The sequence below is a fragment of the Paenibacillus sp. Lou8.1 genome, from assembly GCF_024213565.1.
GTDB classification, from domain to species: Bacteria; Bacillota; Bacilli; order Paenibacillales; family Paenibacillaceae; genus Paenibacillus; species Paenibacillus polymyxa_B.
Map to the genome: position 1 here is coordinate 308,587 of NZ_JANAVN010000004.1, position 24,399 is coordinate 332,985.

Consider the following 24,399-nt stretch of genomic DNA (forward strand, 5'->3'; position numbering starts at 1 on the left):
CGATTCAAGCGTGCCATTTCTTCCTCTGCAATCATGCTGGCAGCGAGGCAAAAATAATACTGACGCTGTTCATCTACTTCATACGGCAAGACTTCGGCGGGCAATTTCTTTTGGTTAACCCAAAAATGAGCTATCCAGCTCGCTTCTCCGTCTCGCCGGATGAGTTTTTTGCGTCAGCCAAAAGCGATTCCTGAGTCTCTTTGAAATTACGCACAGCCTTGCTGAGTGCAGCATAATCGTCCGTGTTGTCTAAAATGCGTGGTGGCAATTCAAATTTGCTGGTCGCTCCATAAGCTTTCAGAAGGTCTTTGTTATTCCAGTCAAACTCATGCTCTGTCGCCTTGACGATCATCACGTCGATTTCGTTAAAATAAGGCGACTTATAATTACCATCCTCATCAAAAGCAAGATCATATGACCGACGTACGTCTAATGTTTTCAGGCGTTGTACAGACCAGTCCTCGCCATCGGCTTGCACTGTAATAACGTCGTCCTTACGTACTTCATTGGCTTTAGCTAGGTATTTCTTTAATTTGTCTTGATTACTCATGTTTAGTTCCTCCAATTGGTATGTTTCTTTAGAAATAAAAGAGAGAGCGAATGAACCGCCCTCTTACTCCCACATATAATCCGGGAACTTTTCGACAAAATCGAAGTCTGTCGCCGTGCCCTCCAATGTAATATCGATGCCGTTGTTATCGTCGATTTTGGCAATCAGGATGTCCATTTCTCCGTGGATGTGGACACCAGTAATTAATACTTTCTCCGTATTGCCTGTAATACGGTCTTCTAATCCGCCCGTAATACGTGCCAAAAACATAGTCTTACCCGCTTTAAAATCCTCCAGCAAACGGTAGCGTAGCCGGGATTCCAGTTTGGACATGACGATTTTGACCGGGATTTCATAACCCGTCAATTGCTTTGTTTTAGTCATACGGCGTGCTCTGACAATATCCAATGTCTCCGTGGTGAGCTTGACCTCAACCTCTTTGACAGTGTGAATATCCTCACCGTTGTCATCCTGTAAGGACAAATTACGTCCAATAAGTTCGCGTTCCATCTATTATTCCACCTCCCAATCAATATAGAAAATCTCGATAGCATCCAATGGTTTAGCGGCAAGTACAAAATAGGCGTAATCATTCTCGCTTGTCTTGTTAGGGTTTTCAGCAAAGCTAAATTTGTCCGCAATGGCCTTTTGCTGGGCACGGATTTTGAGGTACTCCAAGACCGCAGCAACAAACATGCCGCGACCTTCTTTGTCGTTATCCAGCTTGGCCTTCCAACGCTTGCCCGCTTCGTAAATATCGTTCATGACCTGGTCAATCGTAGCGGAAACGCGAATCTTCCCAAAGTCCTCACGTTCATTCGGTCCGAACGTGGTCAGTGTGTTGATGGCCTGCTCGATAACGTAGTCGTACCCATCTCGCGTGGCCATCAGTGTCCCTTCTGCCAGCCCCTTCAAAACTTCGCTGTGGCTCCAGTCCACTTTTGCTAGGGTCATAGGGACTTTGACACCTGTAAAAGACTTATTGGCAGGCGTACCCGCAACCAATCCAGCCACCCATGCCGCCCATTCGACGGATGTGTAGGTCTTGCCGTTGGTGTGATCACCAGCAAGAGAGCAGTTAATTACATAACGGGCATTCATCGCGCGACTACGAGCGTTGTGGGCCTCGATATCACCGTCTGTAGACGCAGGGCCAGCGATAACCAACGTCGCCAGCTTATGGCCCTTATCACGGCGATCCAGCAGCCATTGTTTGGCGGCAGCTTGTACAGCCGGGTCAGTAGCGGAAAGGTAAATAGTATCAAACGTCAGGCCGTATATCCGGTTAAAGACACGATTCCAGTCGGTGGCTGCCAATGTGGCCGTGCCAGTTGTACCGCCATCCAATTTGGTGTAAGCCACGTCTGCAAGAGCAATCGCGCCAGTATCCTTGAAACGAACCATGGCGGACTTTTTAAGAGCTTCCACAGCAGCCGCTTTGTCTGCAACTAGATACGTTTCTGTGTCATACACTCCTTTGGTGTCGCGTATAACAATTTCCTTTTTGGTTTCATCAATAAGTGCGGGACGCACCATGTATTCAAAGTCGTTGCCTCGTGTCCCTGGATAACGTGACTCAATAGTGTAGCTATCAGCAACGGCCACTGATGCAGCCTTCTCTTCCCCGTTTGTAACCCGGTAGCCGATAACAGTCGCGCCGCTTTCAGCAGCAAGCTCCAGTACATCGACAAGCTTGCCGGACTCCTTCAGACGCTCCGAATCATCGGCCATATCAACAGCCTGATTCGGTGCGCCCCATTCGGCCTGATATGGTATCAAAACGCGGCCTGTTGTGGGAACAACCCGCGAACGTGCCTTTACTAGCAGTGAGATGTACGCGCTGGCCCTATCCCTCTGAATTGTCATTTGGCGTTTCCTCCTTTACTTTTTTCACTTGTGGTACCTGTGGTTTAACAGGCACAGCAACAGGAGCTTCCTTGACCGGGTGCAAATACGCATCCAGTCTTTGCTCCACTTCTGCCCGCGAAAGCAAGGCGCCCGCAGCGCAATCAAAAAGAGCGCCTGCTACCTCGAAGCGTTCATGCTTCAAGGCTGCTGCGCCCTCAATCCATTCTTGTTTGGTTCGCCTTTGTAGATCATCTTTGTCAGAATAAACTTGTTTTTCTATGGTCATCAATGCGACTCCTCTCTTACAAAATAAGAAAACACTGCTAGAGAATACGCAGCATTTCTTAAACGACTCAAACTATTTTGTATATTTCTCGATGTCATCTTCAACGTAGGATTGTCTCTTATAGTGATCCTCGTATTGATTAACATCATTTTTCAGTTTGACAACAGCACCCCAACCAGAAAAGAAAGCTAGAAGTAGACCTATCAGTGCATAGGCGACTGAGAAAAAATTCAAATAAAAGTTTAAAACAATACCACCAAAGATTAAACCTAAAAGCCACAACACCCATTTTGTGCTCTTTTTCAATACGGTATCCTCCTCACAACAATTCCTGAATTCCCCATATATGTACCACAAAACATACGATTCACATATCAAAGGGTTTCAAGATATTAGAGGAATTAAATGCTGTGCTCATTGCTATCACCTTAATTTATTTGGTTGATTGGTTTCGTTTGGACAAGACTAGCACTCTGATCAGTTGTTGAAGTCTCTATATAAAAATCGTTGATCTTTTCAACTGGCTGCTTCTCTACCCTGAGTAGGTAAGAGTACCGGAAGGTGATTTCGATCCGATCCTTTTCCGAACGGGTGCGTGGCGGCTCGATAACCAGCACAATCCCAAAACGCTTGGAGGCAACGTTAAACCGCTGCTGCCGTAAGTAGAGGAAAAACGGGTCAAGATCAAGCGGTATAGGCTCCCCCTCGTCCTGCTCGTCCGCTCGTTCCTTGTCATAGTGGAACACCAGCCCCACATCTTCAATGATCCGATCAGCTCGCGGCGTATGAACCTTGTCCGAAACAAGATCCGTCTCGATAAACACGGCAGGCAGCTTAAAATCACCAGCCAGCCATTTAGACCGATCTCGCAAGATAGAAAGCTCAGGATACACCCGTCGCACGATTTCGGCCCAGGCTTTTAAACCAACATCCATCATCAGCGCAACATCCTTTCCAGTTCAACCTCTAACCGCCGCACGATGAGTTGGTTCATTCCTCCCTCAAGGTGCTCCACGGCAATATCAAAGTAGTGGCGACCTATGAAGCTGCGCGGCTTTGCCATGAACCCAGTTTTCGCAGACGGATCGTAGACAAATGAGCCGCCACCATTCCAGTAACCCGGCACAAAATGTTTCTTCTCAATGGTGTAACCATCATTCACAAGCTGGGCATAGGGAAGATTGGAGCCAAGCTCCAACGTGATCGCGTTGCGGTCTACATCCCACTCCCACACGTTGTTATCGTCGCAAACGGGAAAAGGACTGCCACATGGCCCCGGTGTCGATCAGATCCTGTCGGTCGATTTCATCAATGATCAGGTTGAGCAGCGTTTCCCCGGCTGCCTCTGCGATGTTACGTAAAATGCGTTCCATCCCCTCATCTGCAATGCGCCTAAAACGTCGGGCCAGCCCATCAAAATCATGCACGGTCATTTCCCTTCACCTCACATGTTACAAGCAGCTCGCGCCAGTAACGACGCGGAATGGAGTCGATCACCAGGTATCGGCGGCCTAGCAGCACCACTTCGTCGCTGAGTTTAACGTCAGCCTGTTTCGGAGTACCTATTGTCTTTTTGACGATGTACATTACCGGCTTAGAATCTGCTTTCGCTTCCGTCTGTGTTTTCACGACAAAGCATTTCAGATCAGCAACTTTGCCGGATTTCCGATCATCGAACAGGTCGTCATCATCCCTTTTGCTCTCTGTCCGATACACAGACAGTGGCGTGTGAAAACGATGGTTCATAACAAATAAGCCGTGATGTTTCCATCATCCGGTCCCGCCTGTTGCTTTTTCGCCCACAGAAACAGGATAGCGTCCACATCGGGATTACCCGTTGTCTTGCCTTCTACAGCCTGGCGGGTGTACGTCCAAGCTCCATCACTCTCGGACGCGTAATTACGCGCCACAGATGCAAGATATTCCTCACTGTCTTGTAGGGCTAGTCCCTCAGCCAACTTGACCCAGGCAAGCATAATCTGCTTGTCTACTGGATCAGGGAAGGGAACGGGCAAGTACAGCTCAATGCGCACTTGTGCGTCGTCAATGTATTGCTGTAGCAGCTCTGCCGATGCCTCTTGGATCGGGGTTACGCGGCTACGCTGTTGGAGTATTGTTGGCGTCAGCATTTTTACCGTCAGCCCCTTCAGGTTTCGCCGGATCACCTGCAGGTGGCGTATTGTCGGTAGGTTTACCTCCACCGCGTAGCGCAGTGATCAGATCCTGTGTATTCATGTTGCTAAATCCCTTAATCCCGGCAGCCTTAGCCTTATCTTTAAGCTGGATCAACGTAAGGTCTTCCAGCGGAATAACCTTTTCTTCCTTGATATCAAAATCCGAGCGTTCACGAAAATTTTTAATGACAGATTCATTATCAACCAGTACCGGCACCTTTGGTACAAAGCGGATACCATAAAGCATCAAAGAAGTGTTTTCTCCTCGATATGTGATATAGGCCATTAAAATTCCACCCCTTCGACGTATGCAACTGCCCCCGGTTCCTCAAAGATAGAGTCATAATCCGAATGGATAGCGTAGAAACGCTTGTCTGCATAGATGGCCTCTCTGCCCTCGGTAGTTTTACGAATCTGCATGTCATAGGTGTTAACCAACGCAAAGTTATCGTGATAAGTGAACAACACGGCACCCTCTGGCATATGTGCGACTTCGACCACATCGTAAGCATTAATCTTCTTCACACCACCAGTAATTTGCAACTGAATAGATGCACTGGTGTCTTTCTCAGCCAGTGCCTGAATACGCTCACTAAATGTGTTTGGGTGCATGAAATATTTGAACGTGCCACCTGTACGCAAGCGAGTAGGGATTGCACGCTCGATCTCGAAGAAGACGCCTTTTTTCTTCACATCAGGAAGCGTGGTCCAGTCAATGAAGTTGCCCTTGGTCTTCGCCAGCTTGAGCCATCCGTCATTAATACTCAAAAAGGCATAATCCGGGTCGGTGCTTGGTGTCGCAATATCGCCATTAAAGCCAATATCTTGCATGTTTTCACCGTAATTTTTGGTCATGGCAGCCATGATGATTTCCTCGGCATTCTGACCACGTACACGTTCAGTCTGACGGATAAATTCCTCCGTGATTTCAAACGGCAAGACCACAGGAGCTACAGCGTATGGCACTTGAGGAAAAGTAGGTGCAGCCGTATTGGTAGCCTCCTTATTTTCCACTTTACTGCGCAGGTTACGGCCAGTCACACCGATTTTGTCAATTGTACCTTTAGAGCTGATCTTGTTAACCGTTCGAATCCCCTTTAGAAACTCCGTAGATTCATAAGCCATTTCGGTAAACTTGTCCACCTGCTCATAGTTCAGGGCTGTTTGGTCCGACGTAGTCGTGATGGTAGACTTAATAATTTGTCCGTTTGTTCTCATGTTTATCTCCCCTTTCGATTACAGAAGGCCACCGAAGCTTACGCCGCCAGATTTTTGAATTTCGTCTTCTCCAGAGCCACCTTGAGCGGAACCACCACGGCTGTTCTTTACAACTTGTACATCAGTAGCCAACGCTTGAACTTGCTCGGTCAACGGCGCCAGTGCCTTAGTAATCGCATCAGTCAGCGCGTTTGCTTGAGGTTCAGCAGGTGGTTGTGTTCCCGCTGGCTGTTCAGGCTCTGCCCCTTCTTGTTTCTTCAATTCAGTAACTTGCGTCGACAGGGTTTCTACCTGCTTGGCGATTGGAGCCACGGCAGCCTGTACAGCCTTTGCAATATCTTCAGCGTTCAAATCGTCTTCCTCCTCGGACCCCTCATCTTTTTCAGGGTCGGTTTTTGTTTTTAATTCGGTCAGTGCAGCAATAGCATCATCAATGTGCTTCAGGTTGCCGGCAGAAATCTTTTTCCCTGCTTTAGCAATCTGTTCAGGTGGGCTACCGATTGCCTTTACAATATCCTCTTGAACGAGCACTTCCTGAGCGATGTCCACAAAGTGCTGAAGGGCTTCCCGAATTACTTCAGGGTCGCTCTCCATGCCGCTCTCCCAACTATCCCAACGAAAAAGAACCGCATTCAAGGCATCCTGAGCAGCCCAAAATTCGCGATTCTTACGGTTCTTATTGTATTTGTCAGCGACTGCGCCTTTCTCAATCAATCCCATTGCACCGAGCGCCTTAACGATTTTACTCAAGAGCCCTTTAGATACCTCCCCGTCTTCCTCGATCTCTTCCCGCTTACCGACACCCCACATCGAGAAGCCAGTAATCTCGCCTTTCTGAATATCATCCCAAGTATCGTCATCTGTTACCTTTACCCCGGCCACCCAGGAGCCTTTAATAATAGTTTGTTCACCGATCTCCATGCCACAAGGAGCAATATAGGATTCGACTACATAGCCTTTGTCCGTGTCTAAGTCATGTTGCTTGTCGATGTTGTAAGTATGCTGTTTCTCCATGAAGAGATGGGCGGCCTTCTCAATTTCCTCCGCATCCATCTGATCCCCATGAGCGTCAGCCACGTCCGGCTGGTATACCACGCCGATTACAACCCTTTTGGCATCGTCAACCTTCGCAATCTGTACTTGCTTCTGGATGGCATTTTTCCCGGCAGATTTAATGATTGCAAATGGAACACCGTTGGCTCCTTTATCAACCAGCGAAATATGTGTAATCTTTGCATCTTTCAATTTAAAGGTCATATTCTCTTTTCACCTCCCCTCATAATTAATTCAGTACCAACTGCATCGTACAGCGGCAATTTACAATTTCCTTTGCCTCCCCAGACGGATCACCGGGATACATCAGTTTGCTATCACCGACTTTAAAAGGCTCATCGAGCGAGACCACCTGACCATTGGCCTTGCGATGGCTCTTACGGGTACGTGTACCGCCAGCAGCGCGCCATTTCTTCCCCTTAGCAATTTCGGATTTCTTCCAGCCCTCCAGCTTGCCGCCGTTGGCCGCTGCGGTGCTCATGGTACGTGATACCCGCTGCGCACGCTGCATACTAAATGGGCCATCTTCCCCGCTGGCAGCCTGCGCGCTGACTTCCTGTACAAGCAAAGCCCGCTCTGAAGGTGTAGCTCCCTCCTCAATGGCTTTGCCGAAGCTACGCAGCAACACATCCGTAGAAGCTTTGTTCATGTCCGGTACCAGCTTCTTGAGCTTTTTGGAAAAACGGCCAGCAGCCTTGTTCCCTGTGCTCCATACCTTTTCCTTGTCCAGTGCCATCAGTTCCGTTTCACCGGCCAAGTGAAACAATGGCTCAAATGCTTCCTGCACCGCCTGCTCGAACAGCTCCGCAAACACATCCGTAGTGTGCAAAGCTATAAGCACCTTACCCAGTTCCCCGATATCACCCAAGGCATCTTCACTTAGTTCTGAAATGGCATCATGAAGGGCTTGACCTTGAAGCTCCAGAATCTCGGTTATGCGATCCTCGCCCTGCTTGTACAGTTCTTCAAGTACCTTGCGCTCAACGTAGCTCAGCTCAAGGCTATCCAGAAATTCATCGTCGTCAGCTTTGGCGATCAGCGCCCAACAGGACTCACACATGCAAAGCGGCCTCCTTGTCAGCCTGTTTTAACAAGCGTTTGGCAATTGTAGCGATACGATTTTGCATGTCGTCTGTGTCCGTGTCAGGCTCTGGCTGAAGCAATGCGGGCTGACTAGCTGCAAGCTGCGCAATCGGCGTATCCAGATATTCCTCGCTGAACTTGGTCTCATCAATCGTTGTGCCGAGTACATCCTCAGCAATCGGAATCAGATCCCGCACCAGCATAATGCCCCGGTCAGCGATAAAGTCCAACATAGCCTTGCGATCCGCAGGGTCTATGATCTTCGGTCCCCGCAAAACAGCCCGTACTCGGAATATATCCATAGCCGGGAACAGGCGTTTATTAAATATCTCTGCCATAATCCATTTGCGGTATGGCTCAAAAACCTGTTCTTCTGCAAAGCGTAGAGCTGCATCGGCGGTCGCTCTGTTGTAATCTGAGCTTTGACCGACCAAGATTGGAGGCAGCCGGAAGGCAGACAGAATATTGGATTTCTTTTCCTTGCCATATTCGAGAAAGAGCGCGTCTTGTTGCAACAGGTCATTGAGCTTGTCCAACTTGATCTGCACCTTTTCAACCTTTTCGTCCATCGGGCCGCCTGTCTCTTCCCCTTTTGCCTCCAAATAGAGAATACCCCCCTGTGAGTCGGAACCTTTCACATTTTTAAGCAACTCCATTGACTGCTTTGTCAGCTTACCGTTGGTAACGGTTAGGAGCATGGAAAGCATACGACCATTGGAGAAGTAGGACACGTTTAGTTCCTCGGCTTCACGGCTGCCGACAACACCAGGCGCATTGCCGAACCATCTTGGCTCACCATACGGCCCATCATGACCGATACGAAGCGGTATGATCTGATTTTCCTCCCTACCTTCCTCTGCCTCCGTACCAAATAAGCAAAACCATACAACGGACGTATTACGTTTCATCGCATATCGCCGGGTGTAAAGCTCCTGCGAAAACTCCTCTACTTGCTTTGTGGAGCTGATACGCCGCTTGCGCTTGATAGTCGCCTTCGTACTTTCCTTCGTACAGCGGATATATTTCGGGTTCATCCGGAAGATAGTCGGGAACTCCGACCCTACAGGCCAAGCTACCTCTACATGAGCCATTCCCGTACTTTCCAAGTCTTCGATCAACTGACTTATAATCTCGTCTGGTGTGTCTTCCAGATTGCAAGTTTCGAGAAACTTCTCCGCCTTGTTCCAATCATCTATAGCGGTTTTATCGTTTTCCCCCGGCAAATACTCCAGGGCAATACCATAACCAGCGATATTGCGTTTGTATGCCTCTATGCATTGCGGTATGATGTTGGAGTTTTTGACCAGCAGCTTGCAGGAAGCAGGGTCATTGCCGAGTGCGAAGGGTAACAGACCGTGAAGATCGTAAAGATCGTCAAATAAATCCGGCAATTGAGCACTGGACGGTATATGCCGTTCGTCGTCCGCCTTGCTGATCTGAAACCACTGTGCATTTCCCTCACTCATTGCTTAAATCCACCCCACTCCCTCGTTGTAATCATCACGGGATTCAGCCCGTTTTTGTTGTTTCTTTGCGTACCAGTCGAACCATCTACCAGCTATCTGCCGTAGTTGCAATGCGATGGCATAGGCCATTATACAGTCATCGTTACAGCCGCTATCGGCTTCGGCTTTGCCGTTGTTATCGATAAAAGTAAGACACTCCTTGTACAACTCCCGACAGTAGATCGGGTAAAGTTGATCCCGTATAGCTTCCTTGAAGTCGCTGACCATCACAGGCCGGGTTACCTTGTTCGTGTTCCACCCCATATCGCCCTTTTTGGCAAAGTAAAGAAGCGGATAATGACACGTATTAAACAACGTATTTAACACTGATTCACCTGTGTTATTGTTCTCCACGCCGAGCAAGGCCATGTTGTAATAACGGCCCAACGTGTCCAGCTTCTTACCGTAAAGGTCGGTATCCCACTTGCCGCGTAGCATGGCGCACATTTCCCCTGTACGTTCTTCCAGAATATACGCAGCGTCATAGTCACCGCCCGTCTTGCCCTTAGCTGTATCAGCACCAATGATGTACCGCTTGCCTTCTTCGGGCGCGACAAAAACGCGCAGCTCGCCTGAGTCTGCACGGATCACTTTCCCTTTTACTTGGTCAATTTCGTATCGCGCTCCCGGTTTGCCCAAAACTTCAAGCAAACTCTGAATGTACTCATTGTCGAATATGCCTTCGCCAGACAAAAGGAAAGCTTCTAACGGCTCGCCTGGGTATTCCTGCCGGAACACGCGCGGATCTCCGTTACAATCGTTTCGGATCGTAAACCGCCGCCATTGGAGCTGTTCGTCGTCCAAATTGTACTTAGCTTTTAGCTCCAATTCTTCGGGAGTAGGCTCAAAGTCCGGCGGTACCGGCTTACGATAGTCTGGCATTTGGAACCAAGCGAAGAACATGGGCGTAAAGTCGTTCTCACCCTCACATGCTGCATCCCACATCTGCTTAAAATCGTCCATGCCGTTGGCGGTAGATTCCACAACGCCCAATGTCCCCGGCTCTTTGGATAAAGCCGCAAAGACGGATAACATATGCTTCTTCTTTTTACTCGCTGGCCAGAAAGCCAACTCCGAAGCATGCAGATAATGAATCGTCTCCGAACGAGCAAGAACCCGGCTCTCTGCTGACTGAACGGTTATCTTGGATTTAAGGCCCGGATTCAGGCGGTGCTCATACGACTTTACAGACGGGTTCTCGAAGGTGAAACGCTTGGTATTATTCCGCTTGCTCATGGGTTTGATAATTTCCGGCACTTTTTCGTAGTACAAACGGAACATATCATACAAGTTACCGGATGCGTGCGAGTCCTGAGCGACGATAAAAGCATTCTTAGCCTCTTGCAAAGACGTGAGGTAATAAATAACGGCTTCGGTGACGGTGGAGAATCCCATCTGACGGGCCTTGAGGATGATGATTCGAACCGCTTTGCCCGCCCTAATCTGCTCGAAAACTTCACGGACAAATTCCCGTTGGGCATCATTGAGCGTGAGCGGCATAATGCGGCCGTCCTTGGTTTTAATTTTGAGCATGCGCCAGCAGAATTGCTCGAAGTCAGCCAGAACCTCTTTCAGTTCAGCCAGCTTTTCAGGGCGCTGCTTTAACCGCCGCTTGGCTCGTTTTCGATGCTCCTTAGCAAGAGTAATTACCATTCGTCGTCATCCCCATCGTCATCATCATCGTTTTCGCCGCCTTCATCGCCTCCTGAACCACCATATCCACGCGTCTTGAATTTCTCCAGTTCCAGCCGTTCACGAGCAATCTCCAGCTTTTCTTCCTCTTGCTGCAAGCTGGCAATAAGGTTAATAACCCGAAGCTTCTTGTCACGGGTTTTGACCAATGCTTCTTCCTGTTTCAAAATCTTATCCAGCTTGGAAGTAGTGACGGTCGTAATTTCCGTGACCTTCATTCCTTCAGTTTCAACAGACAGATTGATCTGCTTCCCTGTTTTCGGGCTAGTATAAGGAACCTTGTCCTTACGCTGGTGCAGCTCCTGCTTGATCTTCTTCTCTTCGTCGGTCAGGCCAGCTTCAAGCTGCTTGACCCGGCGCATGTGTCTTCGTTCTTGGATGGATAGCATAATAAGCTGTTCGTTGAGCTGTGCCAAAGGAGAAGTATCAATCTGATCAAACAGCTCTTGCTCGTCTTCCTGCAAGGCATCCAGAAAGATAGTTTCATACATCCCTGTCTTGAGGGCCTTCTTGTTGCGATAGGGACCGCCCGGCCCACCACTATTCCCCTTGGCGTTTTGGTTACCTGGGGGAGCACCGCCACGATTGCCGACAGCGTTTTTGTTCCCTTTGGGCGCTCCTCGTTTAGTAACGTTACTTTTGGATTCATTGGTAACGTTACTATTGAGATCGTCTGCCCATTTGTCCTGTGACTTCCATTTCCGGACCTGAGTCTCGCCAACAGAAAGAGCGGCGGCGATGTCTTTTAGCTTCATCGCTCCGCCGCTCTCCAGCCACATCTGTTTTGCCTTGTCCCGCTCGGGACTTCGCTCTCTTGCCATTACATCACCACCACCTCCTAATTAGTAATCAACAATAAATTTAATAAACCGATATAATAGTTAAATTTAAGAACGAGGTGTCTTAATGGACTATCATAAAATAATGTGGTCTTTAATCTTACTAGCAATTGTAATTGTTCTATTAGATTTCATAGGATATCGCCAGTTCAAAAAAAATATACACAAACCATTTCGTCGAGTTCTTATCAAAGACCCCGATCTGTTCTGGTGTTACAAAGGCGTTGATAAGTTGTACAGATCTTATCAACGCCTCCCTAGATCCATGCTAACACTCTCTAAACTCCATATTAAATCAATTGATCTTAGTAATGATTTCATAAGCCAATTATTAGACTTGTTTGTGAAATTATTTTTATCGGTTGCAGTTGCATCTATAACAATTATGTTTACTTTTTCAACTGCATTTTTAAATTACTTAAACAATGATGCTATGTTAAAAAATGATTATACGAAGTGGGCAGTTAGAGTTTCTGACGTCCTAGATAATTTTATTAAAGGATTAGATATATTCTTGTTAATATTTATGTCTGCCGTATTTTTATTAGTTGTGGCAAGTGCACATTTCTTTTTTGCAAGTTTAAAGAAAACATTAGTTCAAACACATATAACTGTTATTGAAGAAATTGAAAAGGAGAATCAGAAATAATCTTTCTGTAATTCAATATCCAGTTCAACCAACTTACGCAGGTCGTCTACCGTTTTAATCTGAACCTGCCCATCCTGAAAATCTTTGACCCAGCGGGCAATAGCGGCCTTTATAATCTTCCTATACTGCGCCTTGGATTCGAGGATTCCCTCGACGATCTCTATCTCACGTTGTAGTAATGCATCTTGATGTTCGTTGTCTGTTCCCATTGTCGTATCCCTCGGCTTCCGTTATTATGGAATGCGAGACAGCGGATGTTCGCAAAATGCCACGCGTGGCGGGCCGCTGTCTCAGCCGGGGGATACCCTGGTGAGGATAGGGGGACGTTGCTGCGTCCTCCTTTTTCCTATGCTTCGGGTTCAGCTCGATGCAACAGGACTGGCTCAATACCAATGCTCTCCAGGAAACGTTTCTTAATTACATCGCAGAAAATCGGGTCCAATTCCAAAGTCCGGCATGTCCGGTCCATCTGCTCACAGGTCATGATTGTGGAGCCGCTGCCACCAAAGAAATCAACGATCACGTCACCGCGCTTGCTGCTATTCTTAATTGGAATGGCCAGCAGATCAAGAGGCTTTTGAGTAGGGTGGACGTACTTGTTCACATCACCCCTCGAAACCTCCCATACTGTCTCAGGCAGCGGGTCCTCAACAGATAGGCCAGCCTTCCATACCGTTGTCTGTGTCCGATCACTGTACCATGCAGGAGCTTTGCCCTTCAGGTGGGCATAAAAGACCGGCTCATGTTTAAAGCGGTACTGTGCCCAACCGAAGGTGGCTGCATTCTTAACCCAGACGCATTGTGTCCGGACGACGATGCCGGCTGCGTTCATTGCATCCTCGAACTCCCGCTGATAGGTCGAAGGATGAAATACATATATAGCTGCAGTTGGCTGCATCACCACTGCATAGTTGGAAAAAACGGCATGCAAAAAGCCCGCGAAGTCTTCAGCGGGCATATTGTCGTTCATTATGGAGCCTCGACCATCAGCAGCCAAACGTACAGAAGTGCTCTCTACCGCTACATTATAAGGTGGATCAGTAACGACCAGCGCTGCTTTGGCTCCGTCCATTAAAAGTGCAACATCATCAGGATTGGTCGCATCTCCACACACCAAGCGGTGCCGGCCAAGCTGCCATACATCCCCGCGCCTGGTCTCCGGCTCCTTGATTTCATCCAGAGCACGCTGGACGTCAAAGTCATCATCGGTTACCGGAAGGTTCAAAGCTTCCTCCTGTGGAACAGCAAACTCTGCCGCCAGATCCTCGAACTCTTCCAAATCGAAGCCGGACAGGGCTAGATCAGCTCCGCTTTCCTGAAGCTCATCGAGCAGACGGTACAGGGCTTCATCATCCCAGTTCCCGCTAACCTTGTTAAGTGCCAGATTGAGAAGCTTTTCCTGCTGATCGTCCAGGTCAACAACACTTACGGTCAGTTCTGTATGACCCAGCTCGTTAATCATGATCTTATAGCGTTGATGGCCACCGACCATGTTCCCAGTGCGCTCATTCCAGATGATCGGATCGATGTAGCCGAATGTCTCAATGGACTGCTTTAACTTTTCATATTCAACATCGCCCGGTTGCAGATCGATGCGAGGATTATATGCTGCTGCGTTGATTTGTTCGATTGGTAAGACTCTGATTTCCATAGGCATGCTCCTTTACAAAAGAAAAAGCACCCGAAGGTGCCTCTCTGCTACTTAATGTTTTCTTTAATCTTTTCTACTGTATATCTAATGTTTTCAATGTCTTTTTTCACGTTAAAGATATATTCCGTATTTTGCTGAATATTTTCCAACTTACTCTTAATTTCATGCAGCAAATCAATCATTTGCGCAGCTTGCTCTTCGTTCATGAAAACACCTCCCTTCGACACAATACTTCGACTCATAGGAAGGAATACCCTCTTTTAGTGTCGAAAGAACTAGGACGAAAGGAGGTGTTTTTCTATGAACTGGCAATCAGTGAACTCATCAAACATGGACTCAGTTGCTTATGACGTGGACTCATCAACCCTCTATGTTCGATTCAATTCAGGGGCCACATACTCCTATTCCGGGGTCCCTCAGAGTGAATACAATGGTTTGATGTCAGCGTCGTCTCACGGAACATATCTGAATGCTCACATCAAAGGCAGTTATCCGTATCAAAAACTTTAATCTTGATTGATTAAAATCACAGCTGGGCCGGTGAAAGTTTCCTCTTGCTGGCCTACTGTGATTTTGAATTCCTTATGAGGTTCCACTGTAATCACTTCAACACCTTCACGCTTGGAAAGTTCTTCGCTTAAATTTTTCGTACTTTGGTTCATTGGTAAATCCCTCCTTGGTTTTTGTGTTCCCGTTATTAACTAATCTAAAACTCCATCCAGATTTCTTTGGACAGAGAATAGCAGAATCTCTCCATTTGAGTTGAGTTGGTTTTCACTATTCGGGTGAGCAACTAATAGGCTGTCAGACTGTGTGTATGCCCTCTCTCTGCTCTCATCTGCACTCCTTCCGGCATTCCGTCCATGTAACAGAAAGAACGCTTAGAATAGCTCACATATTGTCATATGAGGACAAAAGAAAAAGCACCCCGAAGGATGCTCCTTTGCTAGTTTACCCTCTCGAAAATTGCCACATTGCAATAAGTGCCATTCTCGTCTGTTTGAGGCGTGATACTGTGAAGTTTCCACCCTTCAAGATACTGACGGTTTAATTCCTTTTCCAAATCTGCAATGGGTCCCGGATCAAGAAGTGAGTTTACCCGAATAGTCTTATACTGCTGCTGAGGGAATTGTCCCATTATTTCCACATCCTTTCGACATCATAATTCGACATCAGGAAGGTTTTTCCTCTTTGACACACGGGCGTAAACAAAACTGTTTAACTCCATCCCACCTACCCCATACACAACCTTTGCATTTCTTCGGCTGTTTTGGTCCTTTCAACGGGAGCAAAATTCCTTTCTTCTGCTTCTTCTTCAAACCAAAAATCCTTTCAAGGCAATAAAAAAAGCCACCCAAATGAGTGACTTGTATCTGCCTATGTATTTACAGCACCAAATGAACTGAGGCGCTTATTTAAACCCGAAAAAAGAAACAACGATAGGATCTATTCCCGCAAGCGGGATACAAAATGCTGCGCTGTTGCATAAAAGCATTTGTACTTAGTTACTAGAGAGGAAGGAATAAGTGCATTATATAAACGCAAAAAATCGCCGTCAAATTGATTATGCGGCGATTTCATAAAGAAACTATCTCTTTTCTTGATTATAATTGATATTCATAATTAATCCCCTTAATTTCAACGCTGCACTTAATCTTTATATTAAATTCATTTGGATTAAAAAAAAGGTAATTAATTCCGCCTGCGTGGGTTGCACTGGAATATTTCACTCCGTCTACTCCTTGGTCTCTGAAATATTCTGCAATAAACTGTGTAGGCATATAGTCAATTTCACTGCTATCGGGTCTTACTGGCCTAGAAAACTCTTGGCCAATAACTCTCTTATAGCTATTTGTATCACCAATAGCTGAATCTGGAACCATGTTTATAATTTTTAATGGAGCTTTTGTTTGGCATTCTGCAATAGTTACTGTGGCTCCTATCCACGGACGCACTTCAGTTATTACAGTAGTTTCTGTTTCAGAAGCATACAGGTAAGAAATCCCTTTGGGATTCATTCTGCCTCCACCCGCTTTTCCTTGTGGAGGTGCTTGCAAATCTTGATCCTTAAAATATTCTCCGGTTTTATTTATTCGAGCTCTAAATAAAACTTTGTCTTGGTCAATCAGTTCGATTTGATTTTTTAGTGCTGGTAAAAAAAAATCTATAAAATCATCCTTTTTTTCATGTATAAAATACCGTGATAAGAGAAATTTCCTTTTGAATTCATTATAAACTTTACGTGTGTTTTCATCATCTGTTACATACATTACATAGCCCCCTCCCCTTATTTATCGAACTTCTAAGTTAGGAAGTTAATAGACACGCTGCGGAATTGAACCGCGCAAGGGTTCTGACCAGGCTGTTAATGTTTCCGCTGGTTAACTGGCGCCTTGCTGCCTGCGCGTGTCGTAAATCCCCAGATGATGTCCGGGGAATGACTTGGGTGATACTTAATTACTTGAGCGCCAGAGCTGCTGCCTTAACGTGAGCTGGGATGGTGTATCCGTCCTTTTCCGTCAGGCTGCCATCAGCATGCACGGTTACTGCGAGCTGCTCGTACTCGTCGCCACTTGCTGGGATAACCGGATGACCGTATGCGTGTTGGCCTTCAAATTTAATGGCGGTACCGTACTCGCTCTTAGACTCTGCTGCTTCCTGTGTACTTTCAATGTGCAAGATTCTAAACCGATCCAAATATGCGTACCCACCGTTTCTTACTGCGCTTGCTTCTGTAGACATATTCATGTCCTCCTAATATGGTTTTATAGAGAAATCAAAAAAGGCCGGCACATTGGCCGACCTGATCACCGAGGCTCGAAAGCTAAGGTGTGTTCCTTATTTGATTTACCATGATACAAATTTACCACATGAAAAGTCCAGTGGCGGGCCACTTCGAGGCCATTTTAAGGACAATAATAGGCCAAAAAAATAAATGTATTTTTTTAAAAACTAATTCAAACAATAAGTTTGTAAAAAAAAATAAGGAGGTAATTTTTATGAATCGAGAATTTACTAACCAACAATCGTTAAATCAACTCAAGAGTGAAGGTAAAGATAACCCGAATAAAGTAATAACAAGCCCAAACCTAAATTTTCCTACTTTCGCACCTTATATTCATGTATCTCAAAGATTATTTAATTTACCTGTTACTAAAGCCTACGCCGACAGCATTTGGAGCGATGATTATCTCCCCAGTAACGCAGTAGATTCAAATAAAGACTCCTTTTGGGCATCTAAAAAAACGCACGCTAATCTTTCTTTATTTTTTGAAGATAATGGACAAGCTTATCCGATTAATATTGAAAAGGTTACGTTTAGAACAGCTTCAAATCATTTTGATACGACTTTCAATTATACGATATATGGAATCAGGGAGGGATACAACGACTTCGAACCAATAAGCAATACTGAATCTCGAGATATCCCTCTCTATAAAGACATAAATAGCCCGATATATATAGAACCTATTTTAATACCTTCTGGTAATATTTACAGATACACAGCAATCAAAATAGAATGTACCGACATTAATGCTAGTAACATTGTAGAAATATTCGATGTATTGATTTAAAAAAACTGTAGGGAGCGCCTTTAACCGCTCCCTACAGTTTTCATTTTTTCAACCTCGTTATTCACAAGAACTTCTAATCTAATTGCAGCAGCTAAAATGTATAATGCTTCGGTCTTTAAACGCCGAAACGTCCTATCACTCATTCCCATCTGACCACAAATTATAAAATCAAACTCACCTTCATCATCCAGGTAACTCCGCTGAATAACCTCACGCTGCACAATAGACAATCTACTCATTGCCAGTTCCAGCAGCTCATCCTTTGCCTGAAGTTCTGCTTCCTTGTCCACGTTGTAAACAGCAATGTTCTCAGTCTGTTTGCTGATCGCATTAGTGGATTGATGCTCTCTATATGAATACGCCTGCGTAATCGCCGCCTCGCGCCTTACAAAACCAATCTGTCGATACTGCCGAATCGTCTCCAAATATTCCTCCACCGCAAGGCGGGTGGCTTTCTCGTCGATCGGCAGAATATTGAACGTTAATTGCAAGCTGTTTTTTCTTCTCTTCCCCATTATCGCATTCCCCTCACCGTGTTATAATTTGGTGAAGGTTTGAAACTACTGACCCCCGCGAGCCCGGCCAAGGAATGCGAGGGTTGTTTCTATTACTCCGAGATGCATGTCCCACAAAACTCCTGCCACTCGGCTTGGCAGTCTTCTAAAGTCCATCCGTCGACTAAATCCTCCGGGTAACCATATTCCAACAATAATTGACGATAATCTTTAGTCATTTTAATACCTAATCCCTTCTGTTCTATTAGACATTCGCAGCCAACAATCTGATCCCTTAACCCCATGCGGCAAATCGTTTCACTCTCACAAGCAAGCCATCCAACGAAAGACTGGCATTGTCTGAAATGTAGTATTCCTTCCCGTTGTGCTGTACATGAGAATATACCCATCTGGCAGGTACTTCTTGGTCACCATGATCTAGATACTCCACTTTACTTCCCGTCGTGAAGTATGTACTGCCAAATCCATAGCGACCATCAGGACGCTTGCGCAAAATCCCTTCCTCTGCAACCTCACCAAACGCTTGAAACATGAGCCAGATCGCCATTCCAAGCTTCTCATTAATCCGCTGGAACATGTCTCGCAAATACATATCCTGTGGATTGTTTTGACTATAATGACTGGTCCAGCTTTCTTCCGCTGAATCAATATTCCCGATGACTTCATTCAACTGAGGAATCATACGAACGAGCTTGTTACTAATTTGATCTTTAAACGATTTTGACATGGATAATCATCCTTTCGAATTTGAAATAAGATCGTACGTTCTGTTTGATAAGTGTAAGTGACCACCGCGGACCAGCGGAACCAGTGGCCACCCATTAGATTGGGGAGGGGTCTGTTAAGCTGCTCCTCCGTTTTTCATTTGCTTGGCAACCATCTTCTTATAAGCCGTCCATTTGGTAGTGATCTGCCCACTGGTCAAGCCGATGCTTTTAGCAATCTGCATCCACGTCTTGCCTTCTTCACGACGCTGTTGAAGCAAAGTAGGGAAATCAACAGGGATATCGTCAAAGGTAGGACGGACTTTCAGAATGTATTCCTCCAGTTCCTCCTTATCGACTGCCGTCTCGGAATCTGTGTCAGTAGCAGGATTGGAGTCATCCTCTGGCTTTTTGTCATCCTCAGATTCATTTACTTCAGTCTGCTCGGACGAATCATTATTAGCACCTTCTTGCTCTTCCGGTTGATCGTCATTTTGTTGTTCTTCTTCCTTGCTGTTTACTGGCTCCCCATCTTTCGGCGGTACCGTATTGACCTGGCCTTGCCGCCATTCATCCCACTTGGCCGCCATTGGTGCGACCCGCTTCCGGTATTCATCTACCATAACCACAAACACACCCACACCCATACCAACATCAGCGGCTATTTTCAGGTAAGTTTCCCCATCGGCTAAACGCTCTGTAATTTCCAAAAAGTCATACTGCATGTCGTCAAAGCGCGGCGCCAAACCGCTGAGTATAAAATCCTGAATAATATCAAGGTCAATTTGCTCTGGATCAGCTTTAACCTCCACTTTCTCAGGAGGAAGCCCCAGGTCCATAGAAAGCTGCTCCCCTTCTGGCTTCGCTACGGACACCATGCCGCCATCATCAACGGTGTATTTCGTGATCGGCTTGCCCGTTCTGGCATTCTTCAACACCTTGTACGTAACGATCTGTGAATCCAAACCTCCGATAACCTTAATCTCCAACATGCTTTGAAGCGTATTATATTGGCCGTCCAGCTCGGAAGCCGGGATACTAATTGTAATTTCCGTTTCTTCCGCTGATTTGAGATTGATCTTTTTAACCGTACCTTTGAAATTTATATAGCTCATTTTTAAGCCACTCCCTTAATAAAATTTTGATGATAGGCCCAGCAAAGTGCGATAGCGTCTGAAGGATCAAAAAGCCGTTCTTTCACGTCCCCGATTTTGTACTTGCCCCGTGGATCATTCCTCTTGTATAAGACAGGAACCGCAATTTCGTCATAGTCGAGGTCGAACAACATCTGCATTTCCATGGCGACTGTCTCTTTATCCGCATTCCCTTTGCCAGTCTGGATTTTCAACTCCGAAGGACGGATGCCCACAATCGGCTTGTCCAAATGCAGAGCAGCCAAGGAAACGGAAGTATACGCCCCGACAAGAGCTAATACACTGTTAGCATTTTTAAAGTGAACTGGACGCTCCAATACAATCAATTCCGGTTCTTCCTGCTCGATCAGTCGGAATGTATCCTGATAGATAGCATCCAGAACCCCAGGCATCGAAATTGATGAAAAATCACGCAAACCAAAATCAATCGGCTCTCCGTTCTCCATCGTGGCCCAACCAGCAAAATTTGTACCATGGTCAATCCCCATAATCTTCAAATTCTCTTCCCCCTTCAGGCGTCATAGTTGCATGACGCCACACTTCCGGCAATAGGCCAGTCACCGAGAATCAGACGAAATTCAGCCATCCCCTCGGTCAACTCGCCCTCATCGATGTTGGGCAGCTCCTCGAGTAATTCCGTCTCGTCGGGAACTTGTCCAGTGCAGACAAAGCGTCGCTTCATGTATTCATAGACCGACCATCTGGTCCAACATGACGGCTGCATTACGCACCTCGCCGGATAATACGTTTTTTGATCCCAGACTTGCTGATAAGAACCATTTCCAAATCCGTATCTAGCACCACCAACCATGTGCTAGGCTTGAGCTTCCAAGCCCTCATTTCCTCTTTCTGGCGGCGGGTCGGCCGCGCTGGCCGTGTCTGTTTCCCCATGTCCTTACACTCCCCTCTTAGCAGTGAGCCAATCACAGTAAGCTTGGCAATCCTCTTTGTTTTCGAACACAGTCCAGTATTCTCGCAAATCGGCAAAGTCTGTTCCTGCAACGTATTGCTCATAAGAACTCAAACGCATTTCCCGTCCGTCTTCCCGGTCTTCAAAATATTTAGCCACCAATTTATCATCGTAGAGTCCAAATGAGTAAAGCACACACTCTTTCGGGAAATATTTAACGATCCGGTCGGCACATTTGCATGCTTCATCTGCCGTTCTGCCCAAAGGTGTCGTGTATTGGATTCTTCTGTTTTCGTCGCAGCTATGGCACTTTGGCCCCATTGTCACATCGTAATCAGCCTTGTAAACATTCTCTTTAAAGTCAGTCATAAGCTCGTTTAAACGTTCCTTTTTAGCGTTCTTCACTGCTGCAATCTTTACTGACTCTAGTTCTCTTTTCTCTGCTGCCCGATCACTTTCAATGTGCCACATTTTTTGCTTCACCTCTTGAAGCTGGGCGTTTTCTTCACGCAGCCGTTGTAATTCATCCCGTATTTCGGCTTTAACACTTTGACGAAGCGACTCCTTCAAGTCATCCATCTGTTGCTCAAATCCGCTTGGTTCGTAGAAATCGTTGTAATCCATGTCCGTTCCTCCCTTATGCAATTTGTTGTGTCTCTTTCTCAAACTTGAGTTTCACCAGCCCAATAGGGCCGTTGCGTTGCTTCGCCAAGTTGATTTCCAAAATACCCGGGTCTGGCGTGTCTGGATTGTAATATTCATCCCGGTATAACATGAGAATGTCATCGGCTACGGCGCTGATCGCCGCACTTCCCGATAAGTCCGAAACAAACGGTCTTTTGTTTTGCCGAGTCTCCACATCCTGCTTGACCTGTGATAAACCGATCAATGCACAATCGCAATCCTTTGCAGCTTTCCGAAGCTTCTGACATACCCGATGCAATCCAGAACCGCTATTGTCATTACGCTCCGCTGGTTCAACCACTTCCTGCAAGTAATCCACAATGACCAAATCAAGCCCTTCTTGTCGCTTCAATCGACGCATTTCGGAACAAATGTACTCCGCAGTCACGCCGCGACTGTCGTCGATATGAATTTTTCGTAAAAACTCCATCTGCATAGAAATGCGCTCGATCTGTTCCGGTTTCAGATGCCCTGAACGTATCGCTTGCAGGGGAATGCTGCACAGATTAGCGATCATCCGGTTATAAATCTGTGCCTTGGACATTTCCAAGCTAAAGTCCGCAACCTTATGTCCCCGCTGGGTAGCCCGCATCTTGATTTCATTTGCAACGGCAGATTTACCCATACTGGTCCGAGCCCCAATGACGATTAGGTTCGTCCGTTGAAATCCCAGCGTCAGCCTATCCAGTGCTGACCAGCCCGTCATAATGCCAAGAGCTCGGGCAGGGTCCTGTGTTTTAAGCACCAAGTCCTCATACCAGTGAATGAGATCGTCCACGGTGGTATCTTCCCGCAAAGCTTTCGGCCGGATATCCAAAGAGCGCTGTTCAAATTGATCCAGCAATTCCTCAAATCCACCCGCTGACATATCCATGAATTTTTCACGGTACTCACCAACCAAATCTAGCGCTTTACGACGAGCATCGGTTTCAATGAGCTGCCTGATATTCTGCTCCAATGTGGAAATTGAGAAGGCTGAGCGAGTTAGTTCGGAAAGGTAAGAAACTCCCCCCACCTTCTCCATATGCTTTTCAAACACCGTCACCAATCTGGTTATGGACAGCTCCTGCCCCATCCGGTGCAGTTCTTGGATCATCTTCAATAGGTTTCGGTGCCAAGGGTGTGTGAATAAGCTTGGTTCAAGCGTGACCGCAACTTCGCCTACCAGCGTAGGGTCCAGAAAAAAAGAACCTAAAATTTCGACCTCAAGTAACTCCGTATTCAGCAAGCCTCTGTTCATCTGCCTTTCGCATCAAAATCGTAATGGGGTCGTCTTCTTGAATTTCTGCTTCTGCCGGTGAAGCCCGATCCATTCGGCGTTCCGTTTCCGGTCCACCACGTTTACGGTATCCTTCCAGCGTGCCACGCACATAAGCCAAACTCTTTTTCTTCTGCCGGACAGCTTCTCGCATAGCTTTCAGCAGCCATTCTCCACCGTAATCGTCGAAAAGGACTCCCAAGTCCTCGGTTTCAAACGGGGTGACCTTCCCTGTATCTGCAAAATTGTTTTCGTAAGCACGGTAGATATAGCCAAAGGAATGATCCGCAAGAAGACGCCCTCCTCCTCCACTCTGCTCTGTATCTAATTCCTGTACAGTCTCTAAAGATGTAGTAGTATCTTTTTTAATAATTGCTTTAAAGATTGTTTTAGAGAGCCGAAATCCCTTGGTACGACTGGAGAAATCACGCTTCACACTTCCCTTTTCAGGAAGTCTAAACTTCCTTTTTCGGGAAGTCTCCGCTTCCTCTTTCGGGAAGTCACTTCCCTTTTTAGGAACTGACTTCCCTATTAAGGAACCATCAGACACTTCCCTTTTTGGGAAGTCGCTTCCCTTTTCAGGAAGTTTTTTCGACAAATTCGGTGACGTATTTTCAATATTTAAACGAACCATTTCATTCATTTTTCGAGAGTCAAAAGCCGAAACTATTTCGATTTCCCACTGGTCAAAATGCTTGTTGAATTGATAGGCATTCAGCGAAGGTTCTCTGAATATCACCTTGCATTCGACCAGCGTGTCCAATGCTTCTCGTATATAATTTTGACGAACACCGCACAATTCAAAGTCCTTTAACTGTGGAATGATTGCCGATGGCTTCCCACACCCCCAGCTCAGCGTAAGAATAAAATCAATGATGTTTCGCTGCCGCTGAGTGAACTTCCGCCGGATCAGCTCTCGATGTATTTCGTGTGATATTCGTATGTGTGCGTCCGTAGGCTGAGGATTGACACTGGAATCCACCGGCTTCACCACCTAGTCTCTTGCGATTTTTATATAAATACCGTTCGCTTCTTCACGCCGCCCAGAATT

General features: G+C 46.4%; 35 protein-coding genes. 3 read left to right on the forward strand and 32 right to left on the reverse strand.

Annotated elements, in window-relative coordinates; genetic code table 11:
• Window positions 1-130: 130 nt before the first annotated feature.
• From NLX78_RS07760 to NLX78_RS07840, 17 genes are all read right to left on the reverse strand, one after another.
• Window positions 131-550, reverse strand: coding sequence for a hypothetical protein (locus NLX78_RS07760; protein WP_068941160.1), 420 nt, complete (start codon window positions 548-550; stop codon window positions 131-133).
• A 63-nt stretch (window positions 551-613) separates the two neighbouring features.
• Entirely contained in the window at window positions 614-1,060 is a 447-nt protein-coding gene (locus NLX78_RS07765; RefSeq protein WP_013372007.1) for a phage tail tube protein, read from the reverse strand.
• A 3-nt stretch (window positions 1,061-1,063) separates the two neighbouring features.
• Entirely contained in the window at window positions 1,064-2,416 is a 1,353-nt protein-coding gene (locus tag NLX78_RS07770) for a phage tail sheath subtilisin-like domain-containing protein (protein ID WP_254350061.1), read from the reverse strand.
• Entirely contained in the window at window positions 2,397-2,684 is a 288-nt protein-coding gene (locus tag NLX78_RS07775; protein ID WP_254350062.1) for a hypothetical protein, read from the reverse strand. Before NLX78_RS07775 ends, NLX78_RS07770 begins: the two co-directional genes overlap by 20 nt.
• A gap of 72 nt (window positions 2,685-2,756) precedes the next feature.
• Window positions 2,757-2,990 (reverse strand): hypothetical protein, encoded by a 234-nt coding sequence (locus NLX78_RS07780; protein WP_014599839.1) that lies wholly within the window; start codon window positions 2,988-2,990, stop codon window positions 2,757-2,759.
• Window positions 2,991-3,112: 122 nt separating this feature from the next.
• On the reverse strand, window positions 3,113-3,622 hold the full coding sequence (locus NLX78_RS07785; RefSeq protein ID WP_254350063.1) for a hypothetical protein: 510 nt from the start codon (window positions 3,620-3,622) through the stop codon (window positions 3,113-3,115).
• The gene (locus tag NLX78_RS07790) at window positions 3,622-3,882 is read right to left on the reverse strand and encodes a hypothetical protein (protein WP_254350064.1); all 261 of its coding nucleotides are present in this window, start codon (window positions 3,880-3,882) and stop codon (window positions 3,622-3,624) included. The genes NLX78_RS07785 and NLX78_RS07790 overlap by 1 nt, the downstream gene beginning before the upstream one ends.
• Window positions 3,883-3,922: 40 nt before the next feature.
• Window positions 3,923-4,117 (reverse strand): hypothetical protein, encoded by a 195-nt coding sequence (locus NLX78_RS07795; RefSeq protein WP_254350065.1) that lies wholly within the window; start codon window positions 4,115-4,117, stop codon window positions 3,923-3,925.
• The gene (locus tag NLX78_RS07800) at window positions 4,104-4,430 is read right to left on the reverse strand and encodes a hypothetical protein (protein WP_254350066.1); all 327 of its coding nucleotides are present in this window, start codon (window positions 4,428-4,430) and stop codon (window positions 4,104-4,106) included. The genes NLX78_RS07795 and NLX78_RS07800 overlap by 14 nt, the downstream gene beginning before the upstream one ends.
• Window positions 4,427-4,813 (reverse strand): DUF3199 family protein, encoded by a 387-nt coding sequence (locus NLX78_RS07805; protein WP_254350067.1) that lies wholly within the window; start codon window positions 4,811-4,813, stop codon window positions 4,427-4,429. The genes NLX78_RS07800 and NLX78_RS07805 overlap by 4 nt, the downstream gene beginning before the upstream one ends.
• Window positions 4,782-5,144, reverse strand: coding sequence for a Rho termination factor N-terminal domain-containing protein (locus NLX78_RS07810; protein WP_254350068.1), 363 nt, complete (start codon window positions 5,142-5,144; stop codon window positions 4,782-4,784). The genes NLX78_RS07805 and NLX78_RS07810 overlap by 32 nt, the downstream gene beginning before the upstream one ends.
• A complete protein-coding gene (locus tag NLX78_RS07815; protein ID WP_254350069.1) occupies window positions 5,144-6,076 on the reverse strand; it encodes a phage major capsid protein, P2 family in 933 nt (310 codons plus the stop codon). The genes NLX78_RS07810 and NLX78_RS07815 overlap by 1 nt, the downstream gene beginning before the upstream one ends.
• Before the next feature lie 18 nt (window positions 6,077-6,094).
• Window positions 6,095-7,333 carry an XkdF-like putative serine protease domain-containing protein gene (locus NLX78_RS07820; RefSeq protein WP_254350070.1) on the reverse strand — a complete coding sequence of 413 codons (1,239 nt, stop codon included), beginning with the start codon at window positions 7,331-7,333 and terminating at the stop codon, window positions 6,095-6,097.
• A gap of 25 nt (window positions 7,334-7,358) precedes the next feature.
• Window positions 7,359-8,189, reverse strand: coding sequence for a phage minor head protein (locus NLX78_RS07825; RefSeq protein ID WP_254350071.1), 831 nt, complete (start codon window positions 8,187-8,189; stop codon window positions 7,359-7,361).
• On the reverse strand, window positions 8,182-9,678 hold the full coding sequence (locus NLX78_RS07830; protein ID WP_254350072.1) for a phage portal protein: 1,497 nt from the start codon (window positions 9,676-9,678) through the stop codon (window positions 8,182-8,184). The genes NLX78_RS07825 and NLX78_RS07830 overlap by 8 nt, the downstream gene beginning before the upstream one ends.
• Window positions 9,679-9,681: 3 nt before the next feature.
• Window positions 9,682-11,370: a terminase large subunit gene (locus NLX78_RS07835; RefSeq protein ID WP_254350073.1), complete on the reverse strand. Its 1,689-nt coding sequence runs from the start codon at window positions 11,368-11,370 to the stop codon at window positions 9,682-9,684.
• The gene (locus NLX78_RS07840; protein ID WP_254350074.1) at window positions 11,364-12,230 is read right to left on the reverse strand and encodes a phage terminase small subunit-related protein; all 867 of its coding nucleotides are present in this window, start codon (window positions 12,228-12,230) and stop codon (window positions 11,364-11,366) included. Before NLX78_RS07840 ends, NLX78_RS07835 begins: the two co-directional genes overlap by 7 nt.
• Window positions 12,231-12,315: 85 nt before the next feature.
• Here NLX78_RS07840 and NLX78_RS07845 point away from each other — a divergent pair, with 85 nt between their 5' ends.
• Window positions 12,316-12,897 carry a hypothetical protein gene (locus tag NLX78_RS07845; RefSeq protein ID WP_254350075.1) on the forward strand — a complete coding sequence of 194 codons (582 nt, stop codon included), beginning with the start codon at window positions 12,316-12,318 and terminating at the stop codon, window positions 12,895-12,897.
• Here the strand turns inward: NLX78_RS07845 and NLX78_RS07850 are convergent.
• From NLX78_RS07850 to NLX78_RS07860, 3 genes are all read right to left on the reverse strand, one after another.
• On the reverse strand, window positions 12,888-13,106 hold the full coding sequence (locus NLX78_RS07850) for a hypothetical protein (protein WP_254350076.1): 219 nt from the start codon (window positions 13,104-13,106) through the stop codon (window positions 12,888-12,890). The genes NLX78_RS07845 and NLX78_RS07850 overlap by 10 nt on opposite strands.
• A 137-nt stretch (window positions 13,107-13,243) precedes the next feature.
• Complete coding sequence (locus tag NLX78_RS07855; RefSeq protein ID WP_254350077.1) at window positions 13,244-14,548, reverse strand: site-specific DNA-methyltransferase; 1,305 nt, start codon at window positions 14,546-14,548, stop codon at window positions 13,244-13,246.
• A 47-nt stretch (window positions 14,549-14,595) separates the two neighbouring features.
• Window positions 14,596-14,754 (reverse strand): hypothetical protein, encoded by a 159-nt coding sequence (locus NLX78_RS07860; protein ID WP_254350078.1) that lies wholly within the window; start codon window positions 14,752-14,754, stop codon window positions 14,596-14,598.
• 124 nt (window positions 14,755-14,878) lie between these two features.
• Between NLX78_RS07860 and NLX78_RS07865 the strand changes: the two genes are divergently transcribed.
• Window positions 14,879-15,058 (forward strand): KTSC domain-containing protein, encoded by a 180-nt coding sequence (locus tag NLX78_RS07865; protein ID WP_254350120.1) that lies wholly within the window; start codon window positions 14,879-14,881, stop codon window positions 15,056-15,058.
• Here the strand turns inward: NLX78_RS07865 and NLX78_RS07870 are convergent.
• The 4 genes from NLX78_RS07870 to NLX78_RS07885 form a co-directional block, all read right to left on the reverse strand.
• Window positions 15,055-15,210 (reverse strand): BC1881 family protein, encoded by a 156-nt coding sequence (locus NLX78_RS07870; RefSeq protein WP_254350079.1) that lies wholly within the window; start codon window positions 15,208-15,210, stop codon window positions 15,055-15,057. The two genes, NLX78_RS07865 and NLX78_RS07870, sit on opposite strands and share 4 nt — an antisense overlap.
• Window positions 15,211-15,494: 284 nt before the next feature.
• The gene (locus NLX78_RS07875) at window positions 15,495-15,686 is read right to left on the reverse strand and encodes a DUF4177 domain-containing protein (protein ID WP_254350080.1); all 192 of its coding nucleotides are present in this window, start codon (window positions 15,684-15,686) and stop codon (window positions 15,495-15,497) included.
• 466 nt (window positions 15,687-16,152) lie between these two features.
• Window positions 16,153-16,818 (reverse strand): RES family NAD+ phosphorylase, encoded by a 666-nt coding sequence (locus tag NLX78_RS07880; RefSeq protein ID WP_254350081.1) that lies wholly within the window; start codon window positions 16,816-16,818, stop codon window positions 16,153-16,155.
• A gap of 187 nt (window positions 16,819-17,005) precedes the next feature.
• Window positions 17,006-17,290, reverse strand: coding sequence for a hypothetical protein (locus tag NLX78_RS07885; RefSeq protein ID WP_254350082.1), 285 nt, complete (start codon window positions 17,288-17,290; stop codon window positions 17,006-17,008).
• Window positions 17,291-17,547: 257 nt separating this feature from the next.
• On the opposite strand from NLX78_RS07885, the gene NLX78_RS07890 reads away from it, so the two are divergent.
• On the forward strand, window positions 17,548-18,123 hold the full coding sequence (locus NLX78_RS07890) for a hypothetical protein (RefSeq protein ID WP_254350083.1): 576 nt from the start codon (window positions 17,548-17,550) through the stop codon (window positions 18,121-18,123).
• 20 nt (window positions 18,124-18,143) lie between these two features.
• On the opposite strand, the gene NLX78_RS07895 is transcribed toward NLX78_RS07890, so the two are convergent.
• The 8 genes from NLX78_RS07895 to NLX78_RS07930 all read right to left on the reverse strand — a co-directional run bounded on the left by NLX78_RS07895 (window position 18,144) and on the right by NLX78_RS07930 (window position 24,330).
• Complete coding sequence (locus tag NLX78_RS07895) at window positions 18,144-18,638, reverse strand: ArpU family phage packaging/lysis transcriptional regulator (protein ID WP_254350084.1); 495 nt, start codon at window positions 18,636-18,638, stop codon at window positions 18,144-18,146.
• A 274-nt stretch (window positions 18,639-18,912) separates the two neighbouring features.
• Complete coding sequence (locus tag NLX78_RS07900) at window positions 18,913-19,365, reverse strand: DUF5348 domain-containing protein (protein WP_254350085.1); 453 nt, start codon at window positions 19,363-19,365, stop codon at window positions 18,913-18,915.
• Between the two features lie 114 nt (window positions 19,366-19,479).
• Complete coding sequence (locus NLX78_RS07905; RefSeq protein WP_254350086.1) at window positions 19,480-20,457, reverse strand: hypothetical protein; 978 nt, start codon at window positions 20,455-20,457, stop codon at window positions 19,480-19,482.
• 2 nt (window positions 20,458-20,459) lie between these two features.
• Window positions 20,460-20,984, reverse strand: a complete 525-nt coding sequence (locus tag NLX78_RS07910) for a crossover junction endodeoxyribonuclease RuvC (RefSeq protein WP_254350121.1) — start codon at window positions 20,982-20,984, stop codon at window positions 20,460-20,462.
• Window positions 20,985-21,219: 235 nt separating this feature from the next.
• On the reverse strand, window positions 21,220-21,387 hold the full coding sequence (locus NLX78_RS07915; protein ID WP_254350087.1) for a DUF6906 family protein: 168 nt from the start codon (window positions 21,385-21,387) through the stop codon (window positions 21,220-21,222).
• Window positions 21,388-21,391: 4 nt separating this feature from the next.
• A complete protein-coding gene (locus tag NLX78_RS07920) occupies window positions 21,392-22,030 on the reverse strand; it encodes a hypothetical protein (RefSeq protein WP_254350088.1) in 639 nt (212 codons plus the stop codon).
• A 13-nt stretch (window positions 22,031-22,043) separates the two neighbouring features.
• Window positions 22,044-23,330: a replicative DNA helicase gene (locus NLX78_RS07925; RefSeq protein ID WP_254350089.1), complete on the reverse strand. Its 1,287-nt coding sequence runs from the start codon at window positions 23,328-23,330 to the stop codon at window positions 22,044-22,046.
• Window positions 23,296-24,330, reverse strand: a complete 1,035-nt coding sequence (locus NLX78_RS07930) for a replication protein (RefSeq protein ID WP_254350090.1) — start codon at window positions 24,328-24,330, stop codon at window positions 23,296-23,298. The genes NLX78_RS07925 and NLX78_RS07930 overlap by 35 nt, the downstream gene beginning before the upstream one ends.
• Window positions 24,331-24,399: the final 69 nt, after the last annotated feature.